Annotated in this window: 15 protein-coding genes; 6 read left to right on the top strand and 9 right to left on the bottom strand. The window is 68.1% G+C overall.

Features of this window, described 5'->3' with window-relative positions; genetic code table 11:
• From FFI97_RS16945 to FFI97_RS16935, 3 genes are all read right to left on the bottom strand, one after another.
• A complete protein-coding gene (locus FFI97_RS16945; RefSeq protein ID WP_062473359.1) occupies positions 1-618 on the bottom strand; it encodes a TRAP transporter small permease in 618 nt (205 codons plus the stop codon).
• Positions 619-656: 38 nt separating this feature from the next.
• Positions 657-1,571 (bottom strand): dihydrodipicolinate synthase family protein, encoded by a 915-nt coding sequence (locus tag FFI97_RS16940; RefSeq protein WP_062473360.1) that lies wholly within the window; start codon positions 1,569-1,571, stop codon positions 657-659.
• A gap of 295 nt (positions 1,572-1,866) precedes the next feature.
• Positions 1,867-2,643 carry an IclR family transcriptional regulator gene (locus FFI97_RS16935; protein WP_139702029.1) on the bottom strand — a complete coding sequence of 259 codons (777 nt, stop codon included), beginning with the start codon at positions 2,641-2,643 and terminating at the stop codon, positions 1,867-1,869.
• 160 nt (positions 2,644-2,803) lie between these two features.
• Between FFI97_RS16935 and FFI97_RS16930 the strand changes: the two genes are divergently transcribed.
• From FFI97_RS16930 to FFI97_RS16920, 3 genes are read left to right on the top strand one after another with little or no spacing between them, the layout of a single operon-like run.
• Positions 2,804-4,465: an OPT/YSL family transporter gene (locus FFI97_RS16930; RefSeq protein WP_139702030.1), complete on the top strand. Its 1,662-nt coding sequence runs from the start codon at positions 2,804-2,806 to the stop codon at positions 4,463-4,465.
• Positions 4,466-4,507: 42 nt separating this feature from the next.
• The gene (locus FFI97_RS16925; protein ID WP_139702031.1) at positions 4,508-5,557 is read left to right on the top strand and encodes a DUF917 family protein; all 1,050 of its coding nucleotides are present in this window, start codon (positions 4,508-4,510) and stop codon (positions 5,555-5,557) included.
• A gap of 13 nt (positions 5,558-5,570) precedes the next feature.
• Positions 5,571-6,362: an aspartate/glutamate racemase family protein gene (locus FFI97_RS16920; RefSeq protein WP_139702032.1), complete on the top strand. Its 792-nt coding sequence runs from the start codon at positions 5,571-5,573 to the stop codon at positions 6,360-6,362.
• A 76-nt stretch (positions 6,363-6,438) separates the two neighbouring features.
• Here FFI97_RS16920 and FFI97_RS16915 read toward each other — a convergent pair whose 3' ends face one another.
• The gene (locus tag FFI97_RS16915) at positions 6,439-8,739 is read right to left on the bottom strand and encodes an NADP-dependent malic enzyme (RefSeq protein ID WP_139702033.1); all 2,301 of its coding nucleotides are present in this window, start codon (positions 8,737-8,739) and stop codon (positions 6,439-6,441) included.
• Positions 8,740-8,959: 220 nt separating this feature from the next.
• Here FFI97_RS16915 and FFI97_RS16910 point away from each other — a divergent pair, with 220 nt between their 5' ends.
• A complete protein-coding gene (locus FFI97_RS16910; RefSeq protein WP_070062393.1) occupies positions 8,960-10,300 on the top strand; it encodes an NAD(P)/FAD-dependent oxidoreductase in 1,341 nt (446 codons plus the stop codon).
• A gap of 2 nt (positions 10,301-10,302) precedes the next feature.
• Here the strand turns inward: FFI97_RS16910 and FFI97_RS16905 are convergent, their stop codons facing one another.
• Genes FFI97_RS16905 through gcl form a run of 3 tightly spaced genes read right to left on the bottom strand, consistent with a single transcriptional unit; the run spans position 10,303 to position 13,837 of the window.
• Positions 10,303-11,217, bottom strand: coding sequence for a 2-hydroxy-3-oxopropionate reductase (locus FFI97_RS16905; protein WP_139702034.1), 915 nt, complete (start codon positions 11,215-11,217; stop codon positions 10,303-10,305).
• A 23-nt stretch (positions 11,218-11,240) separates the two neighbouring features.
• Positions 11,241-12,026 (bottom strand): hydroxypyruvate isomerase, encoded by a 786-nt coding sequence (gene hyi / locus FFI97_RS16900; protein ID WP_139702035.1) that lies wholly within the window; start codon positions 12,024-12,026, stop codon positions 11,241-11,243.
• A 17-nt stretch (positions 12,027-12,043) separates the two neighbouring features.
• The gene (gene gcl / locus FFI97_RS16895) at positions 12,044-13,837 is read right to left on the bottom strand and encodes a glyoxylate carboligase (RefSeq protein ID WP_139702036.1); all 1,794 of its coding nucleotides are present in this window, start codon (positions 13,835-13,837) and stop codon (positions 12,044-12,046) included.
• A gap of 111 nt (positions 13,838-13,948) precedes the next feature.
• Here gcl and FFI97_RS16890 point away from each other — a divergent pair, with 111 nt between their 5' ends.
• Complete coding sequence (locus tag FFI97_RS16890) at positions 13,949-14,851, top strand: LysR family transcriptional regulator (protein ID WP_062473378.1); 903 nt, start codon at positions 13,949-13,951, stop codon at positions 14,849-14,851.
• A 141-nt stretch (positions 14,852-14,992) separates the two neighbouring features.
• On the opposite strand, the gene FFI97_RS16885 is transcribed toward FFI97_RS16890, so the two are convergent.
• Positions 14,993-16,348, bottom strand: coding sequence for an LLM class flavin-dependent oxidoreductase (locus tag FFI97_RS16885; protein ID WP_139702037.1), 1,356 nt, complete (start codon positions 16,346-16,348; stop codon positions 14,993-14,995).
• On the bottom strand, positions 16,345-17,178 hold the full coding sequence (locus FFI97_RS16880; RefSeq protein WP_139702038.1) for a MetQ/NlpA family ABC transporter substrate-binding protein: 834 nt from the start codon (positions 17,176-17,178) through the stop codon (positions 16,345-16,347). The genes FFI97_RS16885 and FFI97_RS16880 overlap by 4 nt, the downstream gene beginning before the upstream one ends.
• 132 nt (positions 17,179-17,310) lie before the next feature.
• Here FFI97_RS16880 and FFI97_RS16875 point away from each other — a divergent pair, with 132 nt between their 5' ends.
• Positions 17,311-18,012, top strand: a complete 702-nt coding sequence (locus FFI97_RS16875; protein ID WP_139702039.1) for an aspartate/glutamate racemase family protein — start codon at positions 17,311-17,313, stop codon at positions 18,010-18,012.
• The last annotated feature ends 10 nt before the right edge of the window (positions 18,013-18,022 follow it).

Here is an 18,022-nt window from a genome sequence, read left to right as displayed (position 1 = left end):
TCAGTTCACGGCGTCCGCGTTGGCGACATGGAACTCGTCGTGCGTGCGCTTGGGCTGCAGGCCGAGGTCTTCGAAGAGGTTGGCCAGCGCATGCACGCTGAGGGTGAGCGCGAAGATCGGCAGGATGAGCTGCACCACCCACGTCGGCCAGTCGAGCGTCTGCGTGCGCTCGGTGTAGAGAAAGTTGAAGCTCTCGGCCGCGAACTCCTTCGCGTCGAAGCCGTGGCGCACGATGCCGGCCGGGTCCATCCACAGCCAGCACATCGCGAGCAGGGCCAGCCCGAGCAGCAGCACGCCGCCCGAGGCACTGGCCTTGGCGATGCGCGCGGCCCGGGTACCGAGCTTGTCGGTGAGCAGGGTCACCGCAAAGTCCAGCCGCAGCCGCGTCATCGCCGACGCCCCGATGAAGGTGAGCCAGACCACGCAGTACACCGAGGCCTCGTCCACCCAGTACAGCGGAAAGCCGCCGTAGCGCGTGACCACGTTCAGCAGCACCAGCACGATGAGCAGCCCCATGAGGCTGCTGAGCAGGTGGCGCTCGCAGCGCAGGACGAGGTCCGACGCGTCGAGCACGCGGCGGGACAGGCCGCCGCTTCCTTTCAAGGCGTTTTCTTGCATGGTGTTCTGGGCCTTGCGGTGCGTCGTGCGTGCGGCGATTACATGACCGACTGGTACTGCGCGGGCCGCGTGGCCAGCGCCTTGGCGACGACCTTCTCGATGAAGGCGCGCTCCTCGCCGATGAGCGGCAGGCGCGGGCGGCGCATGTGCTCGGTGCCCACGCCGACCAGCAGGTCGATGAGCTTGAGGTTCTGCACCAGCTTGGTCGACACGTCCAGGTGCAGCATCGGCGTCATCCACTGGTAGAGCTTCAGGGCCTCTGCGAATTTGCCGGCCTTCATCAGGTCGTACAGCGCCACCGTCTCGCGCGGGAAGGCGCAGCCCACACCGGCCAGCAGGCCGTCGCAGCCCAGCGCCAGGCCTTCGTAGGCCAGGTCGTCCACGCCCAGGAACAGCTGGTAGCGGTCGCCCACCGTGTTGCGCAGGTCGGTGATGCGGCGGATGTCGTCGGTGCTTTCCTTGATGGCGGCGATCCATTCGCAATCGGCCAGCTCGACCATGTGCTGGGGCTTGAGGTCCACGCGGTAGGCCACCGGGTTGTTGTAGACCATGATGGGTTTCTGGGCTGCGTTGGCGATGGTGCGCACGTTGAGCATGGCTTCACGCGCGTCGGCCACGTAGATCACCGAGGGCATGACCATGTAGCCGGCCACGCCCAGCTTGTTGGCACCGTCCACGTAGCGCAGGGCTTCGCGGGTGCTGGTCTCCGACACGTTGGCCAGCACGGGGATGCGGCCGTCGGCGGCTTCCAGGGCGATCTTCGCGACCTGCAGCTTTTCTTCCAGCGTCAGCGTGCTGGCTTCGCCCAGCGAGCCGCAGGTGACGAGGCCGTGGATGCCGTTGCGGATCTGGAAGTCGATGTGGCGGGCGGTGCCCTCGGCGTCGATGCTTTCGTCGGCGTGGAACTTGGTGGTGATGGCGGGGAAGATGCCTTGCCAGCGGGGATTGCTCATGGGTGCGTACCTCGAAAAAAAGAAGAAAAGGGCGCTGCGGACAGCGGTCGAAACCAGGGCTTGAAGGCTTGGTTTTTAAATATATTAGTAAGATATGAAAAATATCTGCTCAGGGTATTAGCAGATTGCATGCCAGCCGAAATGGTGGTTGGAGGCTTCTGGAAAGGGCGTTTGGGCGCCCGGAAGCACCGCCTTGGCGCACCCCGCGCACCGAGGCGCCTCACGGTGCGGCAGGCGAAAAAAAGCCCCGCAGCGGCGAACGCGGCGGGGCGTGCGGCTGGCGCCGGCGCGGTGCTCAGGTCGGCATCGTCGCTCCGAAGCCCAGCCAGTACGGATCGCCCACGCGCTTGCCCACGCTGCTGGCGGCATCGCGCACGGTGGCGCCGAAGCGTTCCACCAGCGCCTCCGACAGCTGCTCCGCGGGCAACGCGATGCCGAAGGCGTAGGTCTGGCGCGTGGCGGGGTCGAGCACCGCCGACGAGATGCCCGCCACGTTGGTCACGTACTCGCCGCGCGACAGGGCCCAGCCGGTGTCGCGGATCACGGCCAGGCGCGCGAGCAGGTCCTTGCGTGTCTTCGGTGCGTGGCCGCGGCCCTGGTCGAGCCGGCTGCCGATCAGGGCGCCCACTTCGTCGTCGTCCAGCCGGGCCAGCAGGGCGCGGCCCATGGCGCTGGAATAGGCGGGTGCGCGGCTGCCCGGCGGCGTGTAGATCTGCAGCGCGCCGGCGCCGGTGCGCATCTGGATCACGAGCGTGTCGGCCCCATCGAGCACGTTGATGTAGCCCGTGTAACCCGTCTCGCGCACCAGCGCGTCGAGCGCCTCCTCGACCAGCGAGGCCGTGTTGCGCGAGGCGCGGAAGTGGTACGAGGCTTCCATGATCACGCCGCCCGGGCGGTAGGCGCGCGTGGCCGCGTCGCGGTCCAGGAAGCCGTAGCCGGCCATCATGCTCAGCGTGCGGGAGGCCGAGCTCTTGGGCAGGCCCAGCTCGGTCACGACGTCCGTCACCGTGATGTCGCGGCGCAGCCGCGCGATCAGCTTCAGGACGTCCATGGCGTTGGCAAGGGTGCTCATCGTGTTCGGTAGGTTGGGGTGGGAATCATAGGTTCGGCGCCGGTGCGTCTTTTCGGCCGACCCGGGTGAACGCCCGCTTGACAGCCGAAAGTACGGTTTTATCATTCAGTCCAAGTTTATTGGACATGGTTCCAAAATATGGAACTAACAAGGAATGACCATGCACCATGAAGTGACCGCCGTCGCGCCGCTGGAAGACAAGGGCGCCGGGCACACCGCGTTGCCGCCGGCCGCGCTGCATCCCAAGGCGCTCGCGCCCGCCAACCTGATCCTCACGGTGGTGCTGAGCGTGTTCGGCGCCATCGTCGGCATCCAGATGCTGGCCAGCCTGGGCATCACGCCGAGCACCTCGCTGATCGGCGCGCTCGCGGCCATGACGCTGGCGCGCGTGCCGCTGGCCATGTTCCGGGGCTTCCGCTCGGTGCATGCGCAGAACCTGGCGCAGACGAGCATTTCATCGGCCACCTTCGGCGCGGCCAACAGCCTGTTCCTGCCGATCGGCATTCCCTTCCTGTTCGGCCTGCCGCAGATGGTGGTGCCGATGCTCGTCGGTGTGAGCCTGGCGATGCTGCTCGATGCGTGGCTGCTGTACCGCATGTTCGACACGCCGGCCTTCCCGGCGAAGAACCCGTGGCCGCTGGGCATCGCCGCGGCCGAGGCCATCAAGGCGGGCGACGGCGGCGGCAAGCAGGCCTGGCTGCTGCTGGGCGGGCTGGCCACCGGCGTGGCGGGCGCGGTGTTCAAGCTGCCGATGTCGGCCTTCGGCGTGGCGCTGATCGGCGGGCTCGGCGCCATGACCGCCTTCGGCATCGGGCTGCTGGTGCGCGGCTACTCGGCGCCGCTGTTCGGCTTCGACATCGGCACGCGCTATGTGCCGCACGGGATGATGATCGGCGCCGGTCTCGTCGCGCTGGTGCAGGTGGCGCGCGTGGTGCTGAAGAAGCACGGGCGCGCGGCCGACACCGACAGCACCGCCGCGACGACAGAGGCGCTGGCCGAGGCGCGCGGCGCCAGCGTGCTCGGCCGCTCGCTCAAGCTGGGCGGCGCGGGCTACCTCGCGATCATGGTGCTGCTGTGCGCGGGCACCGGCATCTACACCGGCATGTCGCCGGGCATGCTGGCCCTGTTCATCGTGTACGGCACCTTCGCGGCCTTCGTGCACGAGCTCATCGTGGGCATCGCGGCCATGCACTCGGGCTGGTTCCCGGCCTTCGCGGTGGCGCTGATCTCTTTGCTGCTGGGCATCCTGATCGGTTTTCCGCCCGAGGCTCTGGTGGTGCTGGCCGGCTTCTCGGCCGCCACCGGCCCGGCCTTTGCCGACATGGGCTACGACCTCAAGGCCGGCCACCTGCTGCGCGGCGAGGCCTCGGGCTCGGCCTTCGAACTCGAAGGCCGGCGCGAACAGATGATCGCCGGCATGGTCGGCTTCGGTGTGGCGATCGTGGTGGTGGCCTGCGCCTACCCGCTGTTCTTCGCCAACCACCAGACCGCGCCGATCAACGCCGCCTACGTGGCCGCGATCAAGGCCGGCATCTCGGGCGAGACCGCGCGCAACCTCGCGCTGTGGGCCGTGCCCGGCGCGCTGCTGCAGCTGGCGGGCGGCCCGCGCCAGCAACTCGGTGTGCTGTTCGCCACCGGCCTGCTCATCGCCAGCCCGATGGCCGGCTGGATGGTCGCGGCCGGCATCGCCTGCCGGCTCGCGGTGCATGCCGTGCTCGGCGCCGCTGCGCGCGAACGGCTCGAGGTGTTCGCCGGCGGCGTGATCGCGGGCGATGCGCTGTACAGCTTCTTCTCGGGCGCGGTGAAGAGCCTGCGCAAGTAGTTCTCCTTCTTTCCTTTCATCACACACACAGGAATCGAATCCATGAAACGCAATCTGACCAGCGACGACGTCCGCGCGGCCATCTGGGGCGGCGCCATCCTCGGCGGCGGGGGCGGCGGGCTCATCGCGGCCGGCGAGCGCGCCGCGCGGCTGGCGCTGCAGGTCGGCACGCCGCAGCTGTGGAGCGTCGACGAGTTCGACGAGGGCGCGCTCACCGCCACCATGGCCCTCGTGGGCGCGCCGGCCGCGCCCGACCCGCATGTGCAGCCGGCGCACCTGCTGCGCACGCTGGAGCTGCTGCGGTGCGAGCTGCCGGCGGGCCAGAAGCTGGTCGCGCTGCATGCCAACGAGAACGGCGCCGAGACCACGGTCAACGGCTGGTTCCATGCCGCCATGACCGGCCTGCCCGTGATCGACCTCGCGTGCAACGGCCGTGCCCACCCCTCGAGCGTGATGGGCGCGTTGGGCCTGCACACCGAGCCCGATTACCTCTCGGTGCAGGCCTACGCGGGCGGCGAGCCGCATCGCTACGTCGAAGGCGTGGTGTCGGGCCGGCTCGAGCAGACCTCGGCCGTGGTGCGCCGCGCCTCGGTGGAGGCGGGCGGCCTCGTGGCCGTGGCGCGCAACCCCGTGACCGTGGGCTATGCGCGCCAGCACGGCGCACCGGGCGCCATCAGCCACGCCATCGCGCTGGGCCAGACCTTTCTCGACGGCGGCGTCGATGCCGTGGCCCGTTCGCTCGACGGGCGCCTCGTGGCCGAGGGCACGGTGCGCAGCTACCGCTGCGAGCAGCAGGAAGGGCTGGACGTCGGCGTGGTCGAGCTCGACGATGCGGCCGGCACCACGCTGCGCTTCATCAACGAGTACATGCTGCTGGCGCAGGGCGGCGAGCGCATCGCGCGCTTTCCCGACCTGATCATGACCTTCTCGGAAGACGGCCAGCCCGTGGTGTCGGCCCATGTGCGCCAGGGCGCGCGGCTGCGCGTGCTGGTGGCACCGCGCGCGCGGCTGCTGCTGTCGCGCACTATGTTCATGCCCGAGTTGTACCGGCCGCTCGAGAAGTCGCTGGGCGAAGCCTTCGCACCGGCCTGAACGGAGAAACCACATGGCACTGCGCATCCGCTGGATCCGGGCCGTCGGCAACGACACCTACAACGCGCGCTTCGCGCAGGAGTTCGCCGAGGTGAAGAACCCCGGCACCGAGGTCGAGGTGGTGTCGCTGCGCAACGCGTCGGTGCAGCACCATGTCGAGTACCAGAGCTACGAGGCGCTGCTGGGCGCCGACATCGTGCGCGCCGTGCGCGACACCGCGCAGCAGGGCTTCGACGCCGTGGTGGTCGGCTGCTTCTACGACCCGGTGCTGGTCGAGGCACGCGAGATCTCCGGTCAGACGGTGGTGGTCGCGCCTTGCCAGGCCTCGTTCGAGGTCGCGTCCAACCTGGCGCAGAAGGTGTCGGTGATCGTCGGGCGGCGCAAGTGGGTGCCGCGCATCGAGGCGCGCGTGCGCGAGTACGGCCATGCGCACCTGATCGCCTCGTTCCGCGCGCTGGAACTCGGCGTGGAAGACTTCCAGCGCGACCGCGACGAAACCGTGCGCCGCATGATCGCGCAGGGCCGCCGCGCCATCGACGAGGACGGCGCCGAGGCGCTCATCCTGGGCTGCACGCTCGAGTTCGGCTTCTACCGCCAGCTGCAGGACGCGCTGGGCGTGCCCGTCATCGATTCGGCGCTGGCCGCCTTCAAGCGCGCCGAGGCGCTGGCCGATACGAAACAGCGTTTCGATTGGAAGCCCAGCCGCGTCGGCGGCTGCGAGCCGCCGCCCGAAGACAGGGAGCTGCTGGCCTGGAACGTGTTCGATCCGGCGGACGTTCCCGTCGTGTCGCCTGTCCACGCCTGAACACGGCCATCCATGAAAAACGCCCCGCCGCGGAGACCGCGACGGGGCGTTGTGTTTCATGGAAGAAACGTCGACGTCAGTCCTGCGCCTTCACCTTCGCCACGGCCAGCGCCGTCATGTTGATGATGCGGCGCACCGTCGCCGAGGGCGTCAGCACGTGGGCCGAGCTCGCGGCGCCCAGCAGGATCGGGCCCACCGTGATGCCGTTCGCGCCGGTCATCTTCAGCACGTTGTAGAGGATGTGGGCCGAGTCGAGGTTCGGGCACACCAGCAGGTTGGCCTCGCCCGTGAGCGTGGTCTCGGGCAGGGCGGTGCGGCGGATCTCGTCGGACAGCGCGGCGTCGCCGTGCATCTCGCCGTCGCACTCGATGTCGGGCGCCATCTGCGAGAACAGGTCACGCGCCAGGCGCATCTTGCGCGCCGAGCCGCGGCTGGAGGTGCCGTAGTTCGAGTGCGACAGGAAGGCCACTTTCGGCGGCAGGCCGAAGCGGCGGACCTCTTCGGCGGCCATCACGGCGATGCTGGCCAGCAGTTCGGCGCTCGGGTCTTCGTTCACGTTGGTGTCGGTGATGAACACCGTGCGCTTCTCGAGCGTGAGCGCGTTCAGCGTGGCGAAGCCGGGCGCGCCGCGCTTCAGGCCGATCAGGTTGCGGATGTGCTCCAGGTGCACGTCGAAGCGCCCGACCAGGCCGCAGATCATCGCGTCGGCATCGCCCAGGTGCAGCATCAGCGCGGCGATGGTGGTGTTGGAGCGGCGCACCATGGTCTTGGCGGCCTCGGGCGTGACGCCGCGGCGGCCCATGAGCTTGTGGAAGCTCTCCCAGTAGGTGCGAAAGCGCGGATCGTCCTCGGGGTTCACGATCTCGAAGTCGGTGCCGGGGCGGATGTGCAGGCCGGCCTTCTGGATGCGTGCCTCGATCACGGCGGGGCGGCCCACCAGGATGGGTTGGGCCAGGCCTTCGTCGACCGCCCACTGCGCGGCGCGCAGCACGCGCTCGTCCTCGCCCTCGGCGTAGGCCACGCGCTTGGTGGTGGAGATCTTGGCGGCGCTGAACACCGGGCGCATGAACATGCCCGTCTGGTAGACGAAGCGCGTCAGGTGCTGGCGGTAGGCCTCCATGTCCTCGATCGGGCGCGAGGCCACGCCCGAGGCGGCCGCCGCCTTGGCCACGGCCGGCGCGATGCGCAAGATCAGGCGCGAGTCGAAGGGCTTCGGAATGATGTAGTCGGGGCCGAAGGCCAGCTCCTGGCCGGCGTAGGCGGTGGCCACTTCTTCGCTGATGTCGGCCTTGGTGAGGTCGGCAATCTCGCGCACGCAGGCCAGCTTCATTTCTTCCGTGATCTTGCTCGCGCCGCAGTCGAGTGCGCCGCGGAAGATGTACGGGAAGCACAGCACGTTGTTGACCTGGTTCGGGTAGTCCGAACGGCCCGTGGCGATGATGCAGTCGGGGCGCACGGCCTTGGCCAGCTCGGGGCGGATCTCGGGCTCGGGGTTGGCCAGCGCCAGGATGATCGGCTGCGTGCCCATGGTCTTGACCATCTCGGCGCTCATGACGCCGGGGGCCGAGCAGCCCAGGAACACGTCGGCGTCCTTCACCACGTCGGCCAGGGTGCGCGCACCGGTGTCCTTCTGGGCGTAGCGGGCCTTCGATTCGTCGAAGCCGCCTGCGCGGCCCATGTAGATCAGGCCCTTGGAGTCGCAGGCGTAGATGTTGGCGGGCTTGGCGCCCAGGCCGACCATCACGTCCAGACAGGCGATGGCGGCGGCGCCCGCGCCCGAGACGGCGATCTTGACGTCTTCGATCTTCTTGCCGACCAGTTCCAGGCCGTTGAGCAATGCTGCGGCCGAGATGATGGCCGTGCCGTGCTGGTCGTCGTGGAACACGGGGATGTTCATGCGCTCGCGCAGCTTCTTCTCGATGTAGAAGCACTCGGGCGCCTTGATGTCCTCGAGGTTGATGCCGCCCAGCGTGGGCTCCAGCGCCGCGATGATGTCGACCAGCTTGTCGGGGTCGTTCTCGGCCAGCTCGATGTCGAACACGTCGATGCCGGCGAATTTCTTGAACAGGCAGCCTTTGCCTTCCATCACGGGCTTGGACGCCAGCGGGCCGATGTTGCCCAGGCCCAGCACGGCGGTGCCGTTGGTGATGACGCCCACGAGGTTGCCGCGGGCGGTGTATTCGGCCGCGAGCGCGGGATCTTCCGCAATGTCGAGGCAGGGGTAGGCCACGCCCGGCGAGTAAGCCAGCGACAGGTCGCGCTGGTTCAGCAGGGGCTTGGTGGGGGTGATCGAGATCTTGCCCTTGACGGGCGAGCGGTGGTATTCGCGCGCTGCTTCTCGAAGTGCTTCTTCAGCGGGGGACAGGGATGCAGCCATTTGAAAAGTCTCCTAGGTTCTGGCGGGCAATGAGGCTACCGCAAAAGCGCGGCCTCTTCTCTCGGGGGGAACGACGAGACCCTCTATCTTCCGCCTGATCGAGAGGGTCTGCCGACTCGCTAAACTTCAACACCCCCGTTTCCGGGGGGCAAATCCGTGCCGCACGGGCGGTGCGGCGAACCAACGTCCACAACCACAGAACAACACGGAGGGACATCGAATGACACCCGGACCTTTCACCGGCACCGAGCCGGATGTCGTGGTCATCGGCGGAGGCCCTTCGGGCTCCACGGTGGCTGCCTTGCTCGCAGACAAGGGCCACGACGTGGTGCTGCTCGAGAAGGCGCAGCACCCGCGCTTTCACATCGGCGAATCCTTGCTGCCGATGAACATGCCGCTGTTCGACCGGCTCGGCGTGCGCACCGAGGTCGAGGCCATCGGCCTGCGCAAGCACGGCGCCGAGTTCGTCTCGCCCTGGCACGACCACAGCAGCCACTTCGACTTCGGCCAGGCGATGGACAAGAGTTTTCCCTATGCGGTGCACGTGCGCCGTTCGGAATTCGACGAGCTGCTGTTTCGCCACGCCGGCAAGCGCGGTGCGCGCACCTTCGAGGGCCGGCGCGTCACCGGCGTCGACATGGACGCGGGCAAGGGCACGCCCGACAACCGGGCGCTGGTGAAGGTCAAGGCCGACGACGGCACCGAGACCGAATGGCGCCCGCGCTTCGTGATCGACGCCAGCGGGCGCGACACGCTGCTGTCGAACCAGTTCGACGCCAAGCAGCGCAACCGCAAGCATGCGAGCGCGGCGCTGTACGGCCACTTCGCCAACGCCGAGCGCCGGCCGGGCCGCTTCGAGGGCAACATCTCGCTCTTCTGGTTCGACCACGGCTGGTTCTGGTACATCCCGCTGAAGGACGGCACCGTGAGCGTGGGCGCCGTGGCCTCGCCGGCCTATTTCAAGCGGCGCCAGGGCGCCTCGCTCGAGGACTTCCTGATGCAGACCATCGCGCTGGCGCCCAAGCTGGCCGCGCGGCTGAAGAACGCCACGCTCATGGAAGGCGCCACCACCACCGGCAACTACGCCTACGACTCCAAGTTCTGCCGCGGCGACCGCTTCATGATGGTGGGCGACGCCTACGCCTTTGTCGATCCGATGTTCTCCTCGGGCGTGTACCTGGCGATGAACAGCGGCTTCGAGGCCGCGACCTGCGCCGACCACTGGCTCAAGGGCGAGGCGAAGGAGGCCGAGAAGGCCTTCCGCCATTACGAGAAGGTGATGAAGCACGGGCCGAAGATGTTCTCGTGGTTCATCTACCGCATCACCTCGCCCGCCATCCGCCGCCTGTTCATGGCGCCGCGCAACATCTGGCGCATGCAGGAGGCGCTGTTGTCCATCCTGGCCGGCGACCTGTTCCGCAACACGCCCATCGGGCCGCGCTTCTGGGGCTTCAAGGTGACGTACTACGCGTCGTGCCTGGGCATCCTGCCGCAGGCCGTGAAGACCTGGGCATGGCGCCGACGCAATCTGAAGGAATCGCTGGAAGCTGCAAAGAGCTAGGTTCAGTCTGGAGTGACCGTGTGCTGGGCGAGGGCTTCCAAAGCCTTCACCAGCGCCGAGTGGTCCAGCTGGCCGTAGCCCATCGCCGCGCAGGCGTTCATCAGCTGCGCTGCGTTCGCGGTCTGCGGCAGCGCCACGCCCAGCGAACGGGCGCTTTGCATCGCCAGGTTCAGGTCCTTCTGGTGCAGCGAAATGCGGAAGCCCGGCGCGAAGGTGCGCTTGATCATGCGTTCGCCGTGCACTTCCAGAATGCGCGAGCTGGCGAAGCCGCCCATCAGCGCCTGGCGCACCTTGGCTGGGTCGGCGCCGGCCTTCGAGGCGAACACCAGGGCTTCGCTCACGGCGGCGATGTTCAGCGCCACGATGATCTGGTTGGCCACCTTGCAGACCTGGCCATCGCCCGCGCCGCCCACCAGCGTCACGTTCTTGCCCATCTTGTCCAGCAGCGGCTTCACGCGGCCGAAGGTGCCTTCGTCGCCGCCGCACATGATCGTCAGGCTCGCGGCCTTGGCGCCCACTTCGCCGCCCGAGACCGGCGCGTCGATGTAGCCGGCGCCCAGCGCCACGATGCGGCGCGCGAATTCCTTGGTGGCGATCGGGTCGATGGAGCTGCAGTCCACCACGATCTTGCCCTGCGAACCCTTCAGGCCGTCGGCCACGCCTTCCGCGCCGGGTGCGCCGAACAGCACCTTCTCCACGTCCGGCGTGTCGGGCACCATGATGAAAACGATGTCGGCCTTGCGCGCCACTTCGGCGGCCGAGCCGCAGATGGTGGCCTTGGAGACGAAGGGCTCCGGCGTGTTGCCGTGCGTGTTCACGAAGAGCTCGTGGCCTGCGTCGAGCAGGTGGCCCGCCATGGGGGCGCCCATGATGCCCAGGCCGATGAATCCGATTTTTTGTGCTGCTGCAGTGGTCATGTCTCTGTTTCCTTCGTGAACGTTCATTGCTTCTTCGTGAGGGCTTCGCGCCAGCCCAGGCCTTCCACCGTGGTGGCGCGGGGCTTGTATTCGCAGCCGATCCAGCCGTCGTAGCCCAGCGCATCGATGTGCTGGAACAGCCACGGGTAGTTGATCTCGCCCGTGCCCGGCTCGCCGCGGCCCGGGTTGTCGGCCAGCTGGATGTGGCCGATGCGCGCCAGCTGCTTGGTGAGCGTGTTGCCCAGCTCGCCTTCCATGCGCTGTGCGTGGTAGATGTCGTACTGCACGCGCAGGTTGTCCGAGCCCACCTCGTCGATCAGCGCCAGTGCCTGGTCGGTGCGCGTGAGGAAGAAGCCGGGGATGTCGAAAGTGTTGATCGGCTCGATCAGCAGGCGCAGGCCCGCGGCTTCGAGCTCGCGCGCTGCCAGGCGCAGGTTCTCGACCACGGTCTTGTGCGCGGCGTCGGCGCTCACGCCCGCCGGCACCTTGCCGACCAGGCAGTTGAGCTGCGGGCAGCCCAGCGCCGTGGCGTAGTCGATGGCCAGCGCGATGCCTTCGCGGAACTCGCCGGTGCGGTCCGGGTGGCAGGCGATGCCGCGCTCGCCCTTGTCCCAGTCGCCGGCCGGCAGGTTGTGCAGCACCTGCTGCAGGTCGTTGGCGCGCAGGGCGGCCGCGAGTTCCTTCTTGTCGAAGGGGTAGGGGAAGAGGTACTCCACCGCCTTGAAGCCGGCCTTGGCGGCCGCCTCGAAGCGCTGCATGAACGGCAGCTCGGTGAAGAGCATCGTGAGATTGGCTGCGAACTTGGGCATGTCTTTCGTCTCCTCGATCAATCCAGCATCGCCACGGCGAGGGCGGTGGGTGCGTCGGCCGTGCTTTCGGCCAGCGGTTCGAATTCGTTGATGGCGTCGATCTCGGTGCCCATCGCGATGTTGGTCACGCGCTCCAGCATCACCTCGATGACGACCGGCACCTGGAACTCGGCCATGAGCGCTTCGGCGCGGGCGATGGCGGGCGCCATCTCTTCCTGCTTGTGCACGCGGATCGCCTTGCAGCCCAGGCCCTCGACCACCTTGAGGTGATCGACGCCGTAGCTGCCTTCGATGCCGGCGTCGGCCGGTGCGTTGATGTTGTCGAAGGCCAGCTGCACGCAGTAGTCCATCTCGAAGCCGCGCTGCGACTGGCGGATCAGGCCGAGGTAGGAGTTGTTGACCACGATGTGCAGGTAGGGCAGCTTGAACTGCGCGCCCACGGCCAGCTCTTCGATCATGAACTGGAAGTCGTAGTCGCCCGAGAGCGCGACGATCTTGCGCGTCGGGTCGGCGGCGCGCACGCCCAGCGCGGCGGGAATGGTCCAGCCCAGCGGGCCGGCCTGGCCGCAGTTGATCCAGTGGCGCGGGTTGTACACGTGCAGGAACTGCGCGGCCGCGATCTGCGACAGGCCGATGGTGCTCACGTAGCAGGTGTCGCGTTCCAGGTGGTTGTTCATGCACTGGTACACGCGCTGCGGCTTCATCGGCACGGTGTCGAAGTTGGTCTTGCGCAGCAAGGTCTTCTTGCGCTCTCGGCATTCGCCGGCCCAGGCGCCACGGTCGGTGAGCTTGCCTGCGGCCTTCATTTCCTCGGCCACTTTGACGAAGAGTTCGAGCGCGGCCTTGGCGTCGGAGACGATGCCGAAGTCGGGCGTGAACACGCGGCCGATCTGCGTGGGCTCGATGTCCACGTGCACGAAGGTGCGGCCCTTGGTGTAGACGTCGACCGAGCCGGTGTGGCGGTTGGCCCAGCGGTTGCCGATGCCCAGCACGAAGTCCGAAGCGAGCACGGTGGCGTTGCCGTAGCGGTGGCTGGTCTGCAGGCCGCACATGCCGGCCATGAGCGGGTGGTCGTCGGGAATGGCGCCCCAGCCCATGAGCGTGGGGATCACCGGCACGCCGGTGGCTTCGGCAAAGCGCACGAGCAGCTCGGAGGCGTCGGCGTTGATGATGCCGCCGCCGGCCACGATCAGCGGGCGCTCGGCCGCCTGCATCATGCCGATGGCCTTCTCGATCTGGGCGCGCGTGGCGGCCGGCTTGTAGGGCTTCAGGGGCTCGTAGGCGTCGATGTCGAATTCGATCTGCGCCATCTGCACGTCGAAGGGCAGGTCGATGAGGACGGGGCCCGGGCGGCCCGAGCGCATGAGGTGGAAGGCCTGCTGGAACACCTGCGGCACCTGGCCGGGTTCGCGCACGGTGACCGACCACTTGGTGACGGGCTTGGAGATCGACTCGATGTCGACCGCCTGGAAGTCTTCCTTGTACAGGCGGGCGCGCGGTGCCTGGCCGGTGATGCAGAGAATGGGAATGGAATCGGCCCAGGCCGAGTACAGGCCCGTGATCATGTCGGTGCCCGCCGGGCCCGAGGTGCCGATGCACACGCCGATGTTGCCGGCCACGGCGCGGGTGTAGCCCTCGGCCATGTGCGAGGCGCCCTCGACGTGGCGCGCGAGGATGTGCGAGATGCTGCCGCGCTGGCGCAGGGCCGAGTACAACGGGTTGATTGCTGCGCCCGGCACGCCGAAGGCCTGCGTCACGCCTTCTTTTTCCATCACCAGAACTGCGGCCTGGACCGCTGTCATCTTTGCCATTTGAAAGTCTCCTTGAGGTGGCCTCACTGTAGGAAGCGGGGCGCATTCCAAGAAGACGGCTGGGGGCCATAAAACCTATTCCATGGCGGAATAAGTGACTACCATCCGGCCATGGACCGTCTACTGGCTATGGAAATGTTCGTGCGGGTCGTCGAGACGGGGAGCTTCTCGAAAGCGGCGCGCGAGTTCAACACCACGCAACCTACCGTGACCAAGCAGGTCGCGGCCACGGAGGCGCGCCTGAAGGTGCGGCTGCTCAACCGCAACACGCGCGGCGTGAGCCTCACGGAACCGGGCGCGCTGTACTACGAGAAGTGCAAGACCATCGTGCGCGACGCCGAGGAGGCCGACAGCATCGTGCAGCTGCGCCAGAACCAGGCGCAGGGCCTCTTGCGCGTGGGCACGTCGGTGGCCTTCGGGCGGCGCGTGGTGGTGCCGCTGGCGTTGGAGTACATGCGCCGGCATCCGCAGGTGCAGCTGGACCTGAGCTTCGAGGATCGCTATGTCGACCTCATCGCGCAGGGCATCGACGTGGCGATCCGCATGGGCAAGCTGGCCGATTCGTCACTGGGCGCGCGCTACCTCGGCGCGAACCCGTGGGTCATGGTGGCGTCGCCGGCCTACCTGAAGAAGCACGGCACGCCCAAACGCGCGCAGGACCTGAGCGCACATGTAGCGCTCATCTACAGCAGCGTGGTGGGCGACGAGTTCTGGCGCATGCACACGCCCAAGGGCGATCCGGTGACGGTGCCGGTGTCGGGGCGCTTCCGGTCGAACAACCTGTCGGCTGTGCTGGCTGCGGCGCGCGACGGGTTGGGGATTGCGTTGATGCCGCGCTATGTGGCGAGTGAGTCGCTGGCGGCGGGCAAGGTGAACGCCGTACTGGGGGACCATGCGTTGCCGGAGCAGGAGATCCACGCGGTGTTTCCCTCACCGAAGTTGGTGCCGGGGAAGGTGTCGGGGTTCGTGGCCTTCTTGCAGGGGCGGTTCGACGAGGGGTGGTGGGAAGCCTGAGCCGACTGTTCGGGGCGCGTGCCCAGGCCACCGGGTACTTCCCTCCGCGAATGTCCCCCGGCCTGCGGCCTCCTCCTTGATTTCGCTGCGGGAAGCACCCAGTGTCCTGGGCACAGGGCACGCTGTGGGGGAGCGGAACCCTCAGGCTGCCAGCCGTTGTGCCGCCCGCCCAGCAGGCCGCGCCAACCCGAGGTGATCGCGCAACGTGCGCCCCTCGTATTCCGTGCGAAAGATGCCTCGCTTCTGCAGGATCGGCACCACGCCCTCCACGAAGTCCTGCAGCCCGTGCGGCAGCGCATCGGGCATCAGGTTGAAACCATCAGCCGCGCCGCCCTTGAACCAGCGTTCGATGTCGTCGGCGATCTGCTCGGGCGTGCCGACGATCACGCGGTGCCCGCCGCCGCCCGCGAGCTCGCGGATCAGCTGGCGCACCGTGTAGCCGTGCGTGCGCCCGGCCGCGACCACGGCGTTGAAGAAGGTGTGGTTGCCGTTGCCATTGCCGGGCAGCGGCAGGTCGTCGGGCAGGCGCTCGTCGAGCTTGAGGCGGTCGGGCGTGATGCCCAGCGTGCCGGCCAGGCGCGTGAGGCTGTAGTCCCAGGGGATCAAATCGACCAGCGCGTCGCGGCGGCGAAGCGCCTGCGCTTCGGTGGCGCCGACGATGGTGGTGAGGCCGGCCAGCACCTTCACCGCGTCGGGGCCGCGGCCCAGCTCGGCGGCGCGGGTCTTGAGGGCGCGTGCGTAGGCCTGCGATTCTTCGAACGATTGCGAGGCGGAGAACACGGCTTCGGCATGGCGCGACGCGAGCTCGCGTCCATCCGCCGAGGCGCCGGCCTGCACCAGCACCGGGTGGCCTTGCGGCGGGCGCGGCAGGTTGAGCGGGCCCTGCACCGCGAAGTGCTCGCCGCGGTGTGCGAGGGCGTGCACCTTGGCGGGGTCGATGAAGCGGCCGGCGGCCTTGTCGCCGACGAAGGCGTCGTCTTCCCAGCTGTCCCACAGCGCCTTGACGATGTCGGCGAACTCCGAGGCGCGGGCGTAGCGTTTCGCGTGGTCGGGCGTGGTGTCCAGGCCGAAGTTGCGCGCCGAGGGCAGGTCGGCCGTGGTCACCATGTTCCAGCCGGCACGGCCGGCGCTCACGTGGTCGAGCGTGGCGAAGCGGCGCGCGAGGTTGTAGGGCTCGTTGTAGCTGGTGGAAGCGGTGGCGATGAGGCCGATGTGCGTGGTCGCAGCGGCCACGCAGGCCAGCAGGATGGTGGGCTCCAGCGCGGTGATCGGGCGGAAATGGATCTGGTCGACGATGGCGGCGTTGTCGGCCAGGAACACGGCATCGAGCTTGGCGGCCTCGGCGATCTGCGCGGTGCGGATGTAGTGCTGGATGTCGGCGAACGCCCACGGGTCGCTCTCGGGCAGGCGCCAGGCCGAAGGCACGAAGCCCGAATGCAGGATGTTGACGTTGAGGTGCAGCTGCCGGCGCGGCGCGGTGGTGTTGTGGTTGCTCATTGGTTGAAGTAGTCCGGCAGCCGGTAGCCCGCCCACACGGGGTTGGCCTTGAAGAACTTCTGGAACTCGGGCGACTGGTAGGCGGTGGCGATGTCCTTCGCGAACTTCGCGTTTTCGTTGCTGCGCTTCACCGCCACCACGTTGACGTAGGGCAGCGTCATGTCTTCGAGCTTGAGCGCCTCCGTGAGCTTCAGGCCCGAGGCCACGGCGAAGTTGCCCTGCACGGCCGCGAGGTCGGCGTCGGCCAGCGAGCGCGGCGCCTGCGCGGCGTCCAGCGGCACGATCTTCAGTCGCTTGGGGTTGCTCGCGATGTCGCGCTCCGACACGCTCAGCGGACTCACGCCCGGCTTGAGCGTGACCCAGCCGATGGCCGCGAGGATGTTGAGCGCGCGCGCCGCATTCACCGGGTCGGCCGGCAGCGTGACGGTGGCGCCGTCGGGCACGGCGTCGAGCGTCTTGTGACGCCGCGAATACAGGCCCATGGGCGGCGTCGGCACATGCACCACGGGCACGAGGTCGAAGCCCTGCTGCTTGTTGGTGGCGTTCAGGTACAGCGAGTGCTGGAAGATGTTGGCGTCGATCTGGCCGCGTTCCACCGCGTCGTTGGGCTGCACGCCCTGGCTGAACTCGACGTACTTGATGCTGTAGCCCAGCTTCTTCAGCTGGGGCTCGATGCCGTGGGTGAAGGCGTCGCGGTAGGGGCCCGGCATGAAGCCGATGCGCAGGTCGTCCGCGTGGGCGGGTGCCAGCAGCAGCAGGCTCAGTGCGAGCCCGCCGGACAGCGGGGCAAGGCGGCGCAGCCACGAGGGCGCGCGCGAAAGGGAAGGCATGGCGACAACTCCGGGAGACGGCAAGGGGAGTCGGGCACTCTAGGACGCACGCTGTGCGCCGCGAACGAAGATTTGCGCGCTTGCATATCCGCAGGCCGGATAAACCGCGCCGGCTTTTGTAGGATGCGCCCCATGACCCTGCACATCGGAATCGTCGGCTGCTCCGCCGAAGGCGCGGCCCTTTGCTACAAGACCATCTGCATCGAGGGCGCGGCGCTGCTCGGCCCGCATGCGCACCCCGAGGTGTCGATGCACACGCCCTCGCTCGCGGAGTACACGCGCTGCCTGGATGCGGGCGACCTGGCGGGCGTGGGCGAGTTGATGCTCGGCTCCGCGCACAAGCTCGCCGCTGCGGGCGCGGACTTCCTGATCTGCCCCGACAACACCATCCACCAGGCCTTCGACCACGTGGCGCCGCGTTCGCCACGGCCCTGGCTGCACATCGCCGAGGTGGTGGCCGACGAGGTCGTGCGCCGGGGCTTTCGCCGCATCGGCATCACGGGCACGCGCTGGCTGACCGACAGCGAGGTGTATCCCGAGAAGCTCTCGGCGCGCGGCCTTGAATACGTGCGCCCCACCGTCGAAGAGCGCGCCGAGATCGGCCGGATCATCATGGACGAGCTGGTCTGCGGCATCTTCAAGCCCGAGGCCGTGGCCACCTTCCAGCGCGTGATGCAGCGCCTGAAGGACGAGGAGGGCTGCGATGCGGTCGTGCTCGGCTGCACCGAGATCCCGCTGATCATGAACGACGCGAATTCGCCGTTGCCGACGCTGGATTCGACGCGGCTGCTGGCGCGTGCGGCCTTGCGCCGCGCCACGCAGAAGGCCGACTAGGGCCTGTTCA

It is taken from the genome of Variovorax sp. KBS0712, assembly GCF_006323185.2.
In the GTDB taxonomy this organism is placed as follows: domain Bacteria; phylum Pseudomonadota; class Gammaproteobacteria; order Burkholderiales; family Burkholderiaceae_C; genus Variovorax; species Variovorax boronicumulans.
The sequence above is the reverse complement of the archived record's forward strand: the minus strand, read 5'-3'. Positions and strand labels throughout refer to the sequence as shown.

Coding starts and splice junctions, on each gene's coding strand:
- gcl (WP_139702036.1), bottom strand. CDS start 13,837: ATGGCAAAGATGACAGCGGTCCAGGCCGCAGTTCTGGTGATGGAAAAA.
- FFI97_RS16940 (WP_062473360.1), bottom strand. CDS start 1,571: ATGAGCAATCCCCGCTGGCAAGGCATCTTCCCCGCCATCACCACCAAG.
- FFI97_RS16925 (WP_139702031.1), top strand. CDS start 4,508: ATGAAACGCAATCTGACCAGCGACGACGTCCGCGCGGCCATCTGGGGC.
- FFI97_RS16910 (WP_070062393.1), top strand. CDS start 8,960: ATGACACCCGGACCTTTCACCGGCACCGAGCCGGATGTCGTGGTCATC.
- FFI97_RS16945 (WP_062473359.1), bottom strand. CDS start 618: ATGCAAGAAAACGCCTTGAAAGGAAGCGGCGGCCTGTCCCGCCGCGTG.
- FFI97_RS16890 (WP_062473378.1), top strand. CDS start 13,949: ATGGACCGTCTACTGGCTATGGAAATGTTCGTGCGGGTCGTCGAGACG.
- FFI97_RS16920 (WP_139702032.1), top strand. CDS start 5,571: ATGGCACTGCGCATCCGCTGGATCCGGGCCGTCGGCAACGACACCTAC.
- FFI97_RS16935 (WP_139702029.1), bottom strand. CDS start 2,643: ATGAGCACCCTTGCCAACGCCATGGACGTCCTGAAGCTGATCGCGCGG.
- FFI97_RS16915 (WP_139702033.1), bottom strand. CDS start 8,739: ATGGCTGCATCCCTGTCCCCCGCTGAAGAAGCACTTCGAGAAGCAGCG.
- FFI97_RS16880 (WP_139702038.1), bottom strand. CDS start 17,178: ATGCCTTCCCTTTCGCGCGCGCCCTCGTGGCTGCGCCGCCTTGCCCCG.
- FFI97_RS16905 (WP_139702034.1), bottom strand. CDS start 11,217: ATGACCACTGCAGCAGCACAAAAAATCGGATTCATCGGCCTGGGCATC.
- hyi (WP_139702035.1), bottom strand. CDS start 12,026: ATGCCCAAGTTCGCAGCCAATCTCACGATGCTCTTCACCGAGCTGCCG.
- FFI97_RS16875 (WP_139702039.1), top strand. CDS start 17,311: ATGACCCTGCACATCGGAATCGTCGGCTGCTCCGCCGAAGGCGCGGCC.
- FFI97_RS16885 (WP_139702037.1), bottom strand. CDS start 16,348: ATGAGCAACCACAACACCACCGCGCCGCGCCGGCAGCTGCACCTCAAC.
- FFI97_RS16930 (WP_139702030.1), top strand. CDS start 2,804: ATGCACCATGAAGTGACCGCCGTCGCGCCGCTGGAAGACAAGGGCGCC.